Raw genomic sequence first — 10,150 nt, 5'->3', positions numbered from 1 at the left:
AGAGCGCTTGGCTTTTAACCAAGCGGCCGCGGGTTCAATTCCCGTCAGGCCTGTTTCTAATTTTATATTTTAACTTTTCTATCTGGAGGAAAAAATTTGAAAATTGATATTCAAGACCATATGCTCGTACCAAAGCATGAAATCATGACTGAAGAAGAAATTTCTGAAGAATTTAGTGATGTTGACTATGATTTTAAAGACCTTCCAAAAATAAGGGCTGATGATCCTGTTGTGGAAGTGATAGGTGCTGAGCCAGGTAATGTTTTAAGAATCACTCGTGAAAGCCAAACTGCTGGAGTGTTTGTTACCTATAGAATCGTAGAAGGATAATATTAGTTTTTAATATAATCTTAGAAGTGAATTTAATATAGTATAATTTCTGTATTTTTTTGTTTTTAGAAATTCATTATAATAAATTTTGAACTTAGTTTGAGAGGAATTATCTTAAAGGAGATAGTTATGAGTAAATTAAGAATAATGATTAAATGAATTAGTAATTAGGTTTATCCTAGTGTTTGTTATTTTTTATTTATTTATTATTTTTATTGCGTTACGTAATGCTGGAGGATGTCCATGACAGAGAATAACTGGAAATTAGTTGATGCATTTTTTGATAAGTATGATTTGGTTGATCACCACATCAAGTCATACAACGATTTTGTAAACAATAGGATTCAAAATATCATCGATATTACTGAACCTATTACATTGGATGACGGCAAATACACTTTGAAAACTGGTAAAGTACGTATTGAAAAGCCATCCAATAAAGAAGCAGACGGATCAAGCAGTGAAATCGATCCGACTGAAGCAAGGCTTAGGAACCTGAATTATTCAGCAGACATGTACCTTGAAATGGCATTGAATGAAGAAGGGGAAGACAATCCTTTGGAAGAAGTGTACATTGGTGAATTGCCTGTTATGCTTAAATCAGATATCTGCCATCTTAATGGTTTAAGTGCTGAAGAATTGGTGGAAAAACATGAAGACCCACAGGATTTGGGAGGTTACTTCATCGTAAACGGTTCCGAAAGGGCTGTAGTTACTATGGAAGAGATTGCTCCGAACAAAATTATCCTCGAACGTTTAGGGGAAGTTGAAGAAAGACACGCAAAAGCAGTCGTCACTTCAATCAAAAGTGGTTTCCGAGCAAGAATTACTTTGGAATACAAAAAACCTCGTAAAAATGGAGTTTTCTTAAGGATTTCATTCCCATACCTTCCGGGAGAAATTCCACTGGTTATCTTATTAAGAGCGCTTGGTTTAGCTACAGATGAAGAAATCATTACAAAAATTTCAGACGACAACAACTTCCAAATGATGATAGCGGACGATATTCAAGTGTCCCTTGAAGCATTGAAATTGGATCAAAATGAAATGGATGGAATGAGTATTGAAGAGAGAAGGGAATACATGCAGAATGCTGCTATCAAATACATTGGTAACAGAGTAGCTAAAAACATGCCTAAAGATTATCGTATTAAACGTGCAAAAGACGTCATAAACCGTTATCTCTTACCTCATATGGGTACAGAAGAAGAAAAATGTTATGACAAAGCTATTTATTTGGCTGAAATGACTGAAATGTTACTTGAAGTTATTGAGCAAAGAAGAGAACCTCACGACAAGGACCACTACACCAACAAAAGACTTAGAGTCTCCGGTGACTTGATGGAAGACTTGTTCAGAGTTGCATTCACAAACCTGACAAGAGACATGAGCTATCAGCTTGAAAGAAGCCTTTCAAGAGGTAAGGAACTTTCCATCAAACAGGCTGTACGTAGTGACGTGTTGACTGAAAACATCAAGCACGCTATCGCTACCGGTAATTGGGTAGGTGGAAGGGCTGGTGTAAGTCAGCTTTTAGACAGAACCAGTTACATGGGTACACTTTCCCACTTGAGACGTGTTGTATCTCCGTTAACAAGAAGCCAACCTCACTTCGAAGCAAGAGACTTGCATCCAACACAGTTCGGTAAAATCTGTCCTAACGAAACTCCGGAAGGACCTAACTGTGGTTTGGTAAAGAACTTGGCTTTAATGTGTAACATTTCCGAAGGTTCAGATGAACAAGAGATTATTAATGTTATTGAAAATATGGATGTTGAGTTGATTTAGGGAGGTGAGATGTTTGGCAAGAAAAAAACAAGATAAAGTAAAAGAAGCCTTTGAATTCTTTGGATTTGATGAAGAAGTTCCTTTAAAAGAAGTTAAACCAGTATACAAAAAGTTCATTAAGGACGCTAATGACGAAGAAGATGAAGAAGTTAAAGAATCTCGCTTAAAGGAAATTAATACTAAATACACAATTATTGAGGAATATCTCCAAGAAAAAGATACTAATTCTTCAGATAATGGTGAACCATCCGAAACCGATGGAAGCGAACCTTCTGAGGGAGACATGGTAAAAGCTGATGGTAAAGAACCTATTGAAGAAGTTAAAAAAGAAACTGAAATCGATGAACCCGAAACTGAAAAGGTTCAAACCTATGACATTATAGTTTCAGTCAGTGATGAAATGGACAAACCTGTTCAGGCCGCCAGTGTAGAACTGTCCAATGAAGACCTCAAATTCACAGGAACTACCGGCAGTGCAGGAGGATGTACAATCAAGAACGTTCCTGAAGGAAACTATACTGTTGAAACCAAGGCTTTGGAATATCTCACTGATGTGGATGTCTTCACTGTAGATGACAGTGAAAACCTGTTATTCGTAACCCTTAAGAATATCACTCCTCCTGGCAAAAAGACCAAAATCTACATTAACGGTGAACTTTTAGGAACCTGTACCAACCCTGAAGAATTCACTCAGGAAATGAGGGAAAAAAGAAGGGCAGGACTCGTTTCCCATGAAATGAACATTACCTATTACGAAGACAATGATGAAATTTACATATTCAATGACCCGGGTAGGGCAAGAAGGCCATTGATCATCGTTAAAGAAGGAGAACCTCTCTTAAAAGAAGAGCATTTAAACAAAGTCGCAAACGGAAAACTGAAATGGGACGACTTGATTGCTCAAGGCCTCATTGAATACCTCGATGCCGAAGAAGAGGAAAACTCATACATTGCAATGACCTTAGCTGACTTGAATGAGGACCACACTCACCTTGAAATCGACCCTGCTACCATGTTAGGTATCTGTGCAGGAATCATTCCGTTCTCAGACCACAACTCCTCACCAAGGAACACAATGGAAGCGGGTATGACAAAACAGGCTTTAGGTTTATATGTTTCCAACTATGCATTACGTACTGATACAAGGGCACACCTCTTGCATCACCCTCAAACTCCAATCGTAAAAACACGTATTATCGATTCAACTAATTATGACTTAAGGCCTTCAGGTCAGAACTTCGTTGTGGCTTTGATGTCTTATGAAGGATACAACATGGAGGATGCAATGGTCATCAACAAAGGTGCTCTCGAAAGAGGCCTTGCAAGATCTTCATTCTTCAGAGCTTACGACACTTCAGAAAAAAGGTATGCCGGTGGTCAGGTTGACAGATTTGAAGTGCCTGACAAAAACATCAAGGGATACAGGTCTGAAGAGGCATACAGAAACCTTGATGAAGACGGTGTAGTAAACCCTGAATCCTATGTGGAATCCGGTGACGTATTAATCGGTAAGACTTCACCTCCAAGATTCCTTGAAGAGGACTTCGGTACTGTTGCAGACAGAAGAAGGGAAACTTCAGTAACCGTAAGGCACGGTGAAAAAGGTATTGTCGATGCAGTGCTTTTATCAGAAACCGTCGAAGGTTCAAGATTAGCTAAAATCAGAGTAAGGGATACCAGGCAGCCTGAATTTGGTGATAAATTCGCATCAAGGCACGGTCAGAAAGGGGTTGTCGGTTTAATATTATCTCCTGAAGACATTCCATTTACAGAATTCGGTGTTGTGCCTGATTTAATCGTTAACCCTCACGCTATTCCTTCAAGGATGTCCATCGGACAGGTGCTTGAGATGGTTGCAGGTAAGGCAGGCTGTCTTGAAGGTCAAAGAGTTGACGCAACTCCGTTCAACCAGGCTTTGGAAGATGAAATCAAGCAGCAACTCATCAATCACGGATTCGAATCTGCAGGATGTGAATCCTTATACAGCGGTGTAACCGGTGAAAGAATCGATGCCGAAATCTTCGTTGGAGTTGCATATTATCAGAAATTACACCACATGACTACAGACAAAGTCTACGCTCGTTCCAGAGGTCCTGTACAAGTGCTTACACGTCAGCCTACTGAAGGTAGGGCACGTGAAGGTGGTTTAAGATTCGGGGAAATGGAAAGAGACTGTCTTATTGCACACGGTGCAGCATTGACCCTGAAAGAAAGACTTTTAGATGAATCAGACAAATACGAAGCTATTGTCTGTGAAAACTGTGGAATGCTTGCCGTATTTGATAGGAACAAAAACAAGAAATACTGTCCTATCTGTGGAGATGTGGAAACTTATCCTGTAGAAATATCATACGCATTTAAATTATTATTAGACGAACTCAAGAGTTTATGTATTTTCCCTAAATTAGTTTTAGGAGACAAAGCATAATCAGATTTATTAAAGGAGCCAATATATGACAGATCATTATATTAAAAAAATTGAGCAAATTAACTTTGGTTTAATGTCTCCTGAGGATATTCGTAAGATGTCTGTTGTTACTGTCGAATATCCGGATACTTATGGGGATGATGGTTTTCCTATTGAAAAAGGTTTAATGGACCCTCGTTTAGGTATTATCGACCCAAGTTTAGTATGTAGGACTTGCGGTTTTAAAGGTGGGGATTGTCAAGGTCACTTCGGTAGTATTGAGCTTGCAAGACCTGTCATTCACGTAGGTTTTGGTGATGTCATCCATAAAATCCTGCGTTCAACCTGTAACGACTGTGGCCGTATTCTTTTAAACGACGAACAGATTGAGTTTTACGAAGAAAGGATACGCGAAGCAATGGGCAACAAGGAAAGCATCAACAATATCCTGAAGGATGTCTACAAATCCGCTAAAAGGGAATTGAAAGCCATGCCTGAAGACGACGAAGAGATTGACCTGAAATACTGTTGTCCTCACTGTGGCGCACCTCAGGAAGCTATAATTCTCGACAAGCCTGTCACAATCCGTCAGGGAGATTACAAATTAACTCCGTCTGAAGTTCGTGAAAGACTTGAAAAAATCACAGACGAAGACGCTTTCATTTTGGGAGTCAACTCAGAAGTTGCAAGACCTGAATGGTTGGTTTTAACCGTACTTCCGGTTCCTCCTGTAACCGTAAGGCCATCCATTACCCTCGATACCGGGGAAAGGTCAGAAGACGACCTGACTCACAAGCTCGTTGATATCTTAAGAATCAATCAGCGTCTGCTTGAAAACATGGAAGCAGGAGCTCCACAACTGATCGTTGAAGACTTATGGGAGCTATTGCAATATCACGTTACCACTTACTTTGATAATGAAGCATCTGGTGTTCCTCCTGCAAGACACAGGTCCGGAAGACCTCTCAAAACATTGACACAAAGGCTCAAAGGAAAAGAAGGACGTTTCCGTTCCAACCTTTCCGGTAAACGTGTAAACTTCTCTGCACGTACAGTAATTTCACCAGACCCTAACATCAGTATCAACGAGGTCGGTGTACCTGAAATGATTGCAAAAGAAGTTACCGTGCCTGTTTATGTAAACGAGTGGAACATCGATGAGATGAGGACCTACATAGAAAACGGTCCTGACATCCACCCAGGTGCAAACTATGTAAGAAACGGCAATACAAAAAGAAGAGTCACTGAAGAGACCAAGGAATTCATCCTGGAACAGCTGGAACCTGGATTCATCATCGACAGACACTTGAAGGATGGTGACATGGTGCTGTTCAACAGGCAGCCTTCCTTGCACAGAATGAGTATGATGGCTCATGAAGTAAGGGTATTGCCTTACAAAACTTTCAGACTTAACCTATGTGTTTGTCCTCCATACAATGCGGATTTCGATGGGGACGAAATGAACATGCACGTTTTCCAGACAGACGAGTCACGTGCTGAAGCGAAATCACTGATGCGTGTTCAGGAACACATCTTATCTCCAAGGTTCGGTGGACCTATTATCGGTGCTATTCACGACCACATTTCCGGAGCATATCTCCTGACAAGGGACGGAGTTGAATTCACAGAAGAGGAAGCACTGCAGATTATCCGCAAATCACACCTGCAGATTCCACCATTCAAATCCAACCAGTGGATTTTGAAATATGATCCTGACTTTGATGAAGAATCATACATCTTCAAGGACAAAGGAGATAAGTGGACAGGTAAAGAATTATTCTCATTGCTTTTACCAAATGACCTGAACTTGCAGTACGGTGCTGAGATTGCTAAAGGCAAATCAGAAATCACTGAAGTTGATGAGGAAACAGGTCTTGAAAGGATCGTCGGATACGATGGAATTTACCCTGCACAGGACGGTTATGTCGTAATCAAAAACGGTATCCTCACACAGGGTGCAATTGACGAATCCGCATACGGTTCATTCTCAGGTAAAATCCTGGATAAAATCGTTAAGGAGTACGGTCCTGGAAGAGCTAAAGAGTTCCTGGACAGATCAACTGACCTTGCTATCTGTGGAATCATGAAAACCGGAATTACCACTTCCCTAAACGATGAGGAAATTCCTGAGGAAGCTCAAGCCCGTATTAACGAGCACTTGGACAAAAAGATGGAAGAAGTAGACATGCTTGTTCAATCTTATGAAGAAGGATATCTCCAAGCTTTGCCTGGTAGAAGCCTTGAAGAGACTTTAGAGATGAAAATCATGCAGGTTCTCGGGGAAGCTAGGGACATGTCCGGTAGCATTGCTGAAAACTACCTTACCATGGGTAAACAGTATCCTGAAGACCCATACGACCACGTGATGGCTGTTGAAAACCACTCCGTAGTAATGGCACGTACTGGTGCAAGGGCATCCATGCTGAACCTTACTCAGATTACTGCTTGTGTAGGACAACAGGCGGTTAGGGGTGGACGTATCGAAAGGGGATACCTCAACAGAACCCTGCCTCACTTCAAGAAAGGTGAGTTAGGGGCTAAAGCGAAAGGATTTGTACACTCAAGTTACAAATCAGGTCTTGACCCAATTGAGTTCTTCTTCCACGCAATGGGTGGAAGAGAAGGTCTTGTAGATACTGCGATTCGTACAGCGCAATCCGGTTACATGCAAAGAAGACTTGTAAATGCTTTGCAGGACTTGCAGGTTAAGACAACCGGACTTGTTACAGACAACCAAGGCAACGTTATCCAAACCATGTTCGGTGAAGATGGTGTTGACCCTGCTAAATCAGACTTCGGTAAACCTGCAGACTTGAACAAGCTCATTGATGAGATAAGGGTTAAAAATAAAAGTGCTGCTAAGTAGGTGTAACTATGGAAGATGTTATAAACAAAATAAAAGATGATATTGCTCAACTCAATGAAGAAGAAAATCTTGATATAGCTTTTCCAGATAGTTATATCGAAGATTTAGCTAAAGCTTATATCAGTAGAGACTTAACTGATGATGAATTAAATGAGCTTATTAGAAAGCTCAAGGCTGCCTATGACCGAGCTCACGTTGAAGCTGGTGAGGCTGTTGGAACAGTAGCTGCACAATCTGTTGGTGAACCGGGTACTCAGATGACTATGCGTACTTTTCACTATGCAGGGGTAACTGAGTTAAACGTAACATTGGGTCTTCCAAGGCTCATTGAGATTGTTGACGCTAGAAAAGAAATCGCTACTCCAACCATGGACATTTACTTTGATGAGGAAAGACGTAATGACGAGGAATTTGTCAGAACCCTGGCAAACAAAATCGGTAAGAGTACAGTAAACGACATTCTCTCCGACTTCAACCTCAACTACGGTACCATGGAAGTGGAAGCGGTTCTGGATAATAGGAAAATTGAAGAGAAAAGACTTGACAGGGAAGAAATTGAAGCTATCATTCAAAAGACTTTCAAGAAATCTACTATTTCAAATGATACAATCACAATTTCCCCTAACAAATCAGACAAGTCTGATTCCAAGTTCGAAATACGTGAACTTCGTCTTTTAGCAGACAAGGTTCGTGATTTGCAGATAAGTGGTATTAAAGGAATCGGTAAGGTCATTATCCGTAAGGATGATGTTGAATGGATTATCCACACAGAAGGATCCAACCTCAAGGAAATCCTCGACATGGAAGGTATCGACCATGTAAGAACCACTACAAACAACATTCACGAAATCGGTGAAGTTTTAGGTATTGAAGCTGCTCGTCAATCTATTATCAACGAAGCTCAAAACACTCTTTCAGAACAGGGTCTTAGTGTGGACGTAAGACATATCATGCTTGTTGCTGACATCATGACTTCAGAAGGTATTGTAAAATCCATCGGAAGACATGGTATCAGTGGTGAAAAATCAAGTGTATTAGCTCGTGCAGCTTTTGAAGAAACTGGTAAACATCTGCTCAACGCAAGTATTCGCGGTGAAGTGGATGATTTAACAGGTATCATCGAAAATATTATTATTGGACAACCAATACCTCTTGGTACCGGTTCTGTCGGTGTCAAAATGGATTATAAAAATGAATAGGAGGCTAGATGATGGACGTAGATAGAGGAATCAGAGTAGCTGTCGACACTGGTGATGTGACTTTAGGCTCTGAAAAATCAATTCAATCTTTAAAATTAGGAAAAGGTCAACTCGTTGTAGTTGCTGCTAACGCTCCTAAAGAAATTCTTGAAGATGTTGAATATTATGCAAATCTTTCCGAAATTCCATTCATCGTATATGATGGAACTAGTGTAGATTTGGGTTCTGTTTGTGGTAAACCTTTCACTGTTGCTACATTAATCGTAAACGATCCAGGAGATTCTACAATATTAGACGATTTGAGGTAGATTTAAGTGTCTATTAAATTAAGTGCAAATGAGATTAGATTCATAGCTCTTTTCGAAAATATGACTGGAGCAATGGTTAAGGATTGCATTATCGATGATGAACATGGAAAAGTTACTTTCGTTGTTAAGAATGGTGACATGGGACTTGCCATCGGTAAAAAGGGAAGTTCCGTATCTAAAGTTCAAAGAGCAGTAGATAAAGGAGTCGAAATCATCGAACTTGACGATGATCCGATACAATTTATTAAGAATGTTTTATCCCCTGCAAAGTTACAAACTGTTAAGATTAGTCAAAAACAGTCAGGCGAAAAAATAGCTACTGTCACAGCAGACAATACCAACAAACGTATTGCTATCGGTAAGAATGGAATCAATATTGAAAGAGCTAAATTATTAGCAAATAGACAACATAATATTGACAATATTATTTTAAAATAGCTTCTCCATAGCTATTTTATTTTAATTTATTTTTTTAAAAAATACTTTTTTTATTTTATTTTCACTGCAAAAAAACATACCTTTATAAAGGTTGAAATATATATTTTATCTTAAGATATCTGTACTTTTTTATAACTTGACTATGTGTGCTTTTTGTCAAAGTTTTGAATTTCATTTCAAGATATCTTCTTTTAGATAATGTATTTTATCTAATTATTTATTATTACTGATTGTATCTCAGAATTTAGATTGTACTATAGGCTATAGTATAAATCGCAGCGGTGGATTCTTAGATATGTATTTTAACAAAAAGATTTAGAGGAAAAATTATGCCAGGACTTTTTGCTGCAAAAAAACTTAAAAAGAATAGACAAAATTTTAAGTGGAAAGATGTAGATTATAAAAGGAGAGCTTTAAGGTTAGACGTAAAAGCGGACCCTCTCGAAGGAGCTCCTCAAGCTAGAGGAATCGTAATCGAAAAAGTAGGGATAGAAGCAAAACAGCCTAACTCAGCTATCCGTAAATGTGTACGTGTTCAATTGATTAAAAACGGTAAACAATTAACTGCTTTCGCACCAGGTGACGGCGCTATCGGATTTATCGATGAGCACGATGAAGTAATGATTGAAGGAATCGGTGGACCATCTGGAAGATCCATGGGTGATATTCCTGGAGTCCGTTGGAAAGTTTCCAAAGTTAACAACGTAGCTTTATCCGAAATGGTAAGTGGAAAAATAGAAAAACCTGTAAGATAAGGTGGTTATATTTATGAGTAAATTATTCGACAAATGGGATCTCGATGAAGTAAAAGTTG

8 protein-coding genes and 1 pseudogene are annotated in these 10,150 nt (G+C 39.4%); all 9 read left to right on the top strand.

The annotated features are described in order from the left end of the window. Positions 1-96: 96 nt before the first annotated feature. A complete protein-coding gene (locus Q0W26_RS09810) occupies positions 97-330 on the top strand; it encodes a DNA-directed RNA polymerase subunit H (protein WP_298524600.1) in 234 nt (77 codons plus the stop codon). A gap of 243 nt (positions 331-573) precedes the next feature. After that, positions 574-2,118 (top strand): DNA-directed RNA polymerase subunit B'', encoded by a 1,545-nt coding sequence (locus tag Q0W26_RS09805; RefSeq protein ID WP_298524597.1) that lies wholly within the window; start codon positions 574-576, stop codon positions 2,116-2,118. 283 nt (positions 2,119-2,401) lie between these two features. After that, a pseudogene (locus Q0W26_RS11935) lies at positions 2,402-2,689 on the top strand (carboxypeptidase-like regulatory domain-containing protein); the annotation flags it as partial. Between the two features lie 39 nt (positions 2,690-2,728). After that, positions 2,729-4,546: a DNA-directed RNA polymerase subunit B gene (gene rpoB / locus Q0W26_RS09800; protein ID WP_298524603.1), complete on the top strand. Its 1,818-nt coding sequence runs from the start codon at positions 2,729-2,731 to the stop codon at positions 4,544-4,546. A gap of 25 nt (positions 4,547-4,571) precedes the next feature. After that, positions 4,572-7,391, top strand: coding sequence for a DNA-directed RNA polymerase subunit A' (locus Q0W26_RS09795; RefSeq protein ID WP_298524593.1), 2,820 nt, complete (start codon positions 4,572-4,574; stop codon positions 7,389-7,391). An 8-nt stretch (positions 7,392-7,399) separates the two neighbouring features. After that, the gene (rpoA2, locus tag Q0W26_RS09790; protein WP_298524590.1) at positions 7,400-8,590 is read left to right on the top strand and encodes a DNA-directed RNA polymerase subunit A''; all 1,191 of its coding nucleotides are present in this window, start codon (positions 7,400-7,402) and stop codon (positions 8,588-8,590) included. Positions 8,591-8,598: 8 nt separating this feature from the next. Further along, positions 8,599-8,898 carry a 50S ribosomal protein L30e gene (locus Q0W26_RS09785; protein ID WP_298521102.1) on the top strand — a complete coding sequence of 100 codons (300 nt, stop codon included), beginning with the start codon at positions 8,599-8,601 and terminating at the stop codon, positions 8,896-8,898. A gap of 6 nt (positions 8,899-8,904) precedes the next feature. Further along, on the top strand, positions 8,905-9,336 hold the full coding sequence (locus Q0W26_RS09780) for a NusA-like transcription termination signal-binding factor (protein WP_298524587.1): 432 nt from the start codon (positions 8,905-8,907) through the stop codon (positions 9,334-9,336). A 329-nt stretch (positions 9,337-9,665) separates the two neighbouring features. After that, entirely contained in the window at positions 9,666-10,091 is a 426-nt protein-coding gene (locus tag Q0W26_RS09775) for a 30S ribosomal protein S12 (protein ID WP_067044341.1), read from the top strand. Positions 10,092-10,150: the final 59 nt, after the last annotated feature.

Source organism: uncultured Methanobrevibacter sp., assembly GCF_947169325.1.
GTDB lineage: Archaea > Methanobacteriota > Methanobacteria > Methanobacteriales > Methanobacteriaceae > Methanocatella.
This window is presented reverse-complemented; position numbering and strand designations above follow the sequence as displayed.

Coding starts and splice junctions, on each gene's coding strand:
- Q0W26_RS09805 (WP_298524597.1), top strand. CDS start 574: ATGACAGAGAATAACTGGAAATTAGTTGATGCATTTTTTGATAAGTAT.
- Q0W26_RS09795 (WP_298524593.1), top strand. CDS start 4,572: ATGACAGATCATTATATTAAAAAAATTGAGCAAATTAACTTTGGTTTA.
- rpoA2 (WP_298524590.1), top strand. CDS start 7,400: ATGGAAGATGTTATAAACAAAATAAAAGATGATATTGCTCAACTCAAT.
- Q0W26_RS09785 (WP_298521102.1), top strand. CDS start 8,599: ATGATGGACGTAGATAGAGGAATCAGAGTAGCTGTCGACACTGGTGAT.
- Q0W26_RS09775 (WP_067044341.1), top strand. CDS start 9,666: ATGCCAGGACTTTTTGCTGCAAAAAAACTTAAAAAGAATAGACAAAAT.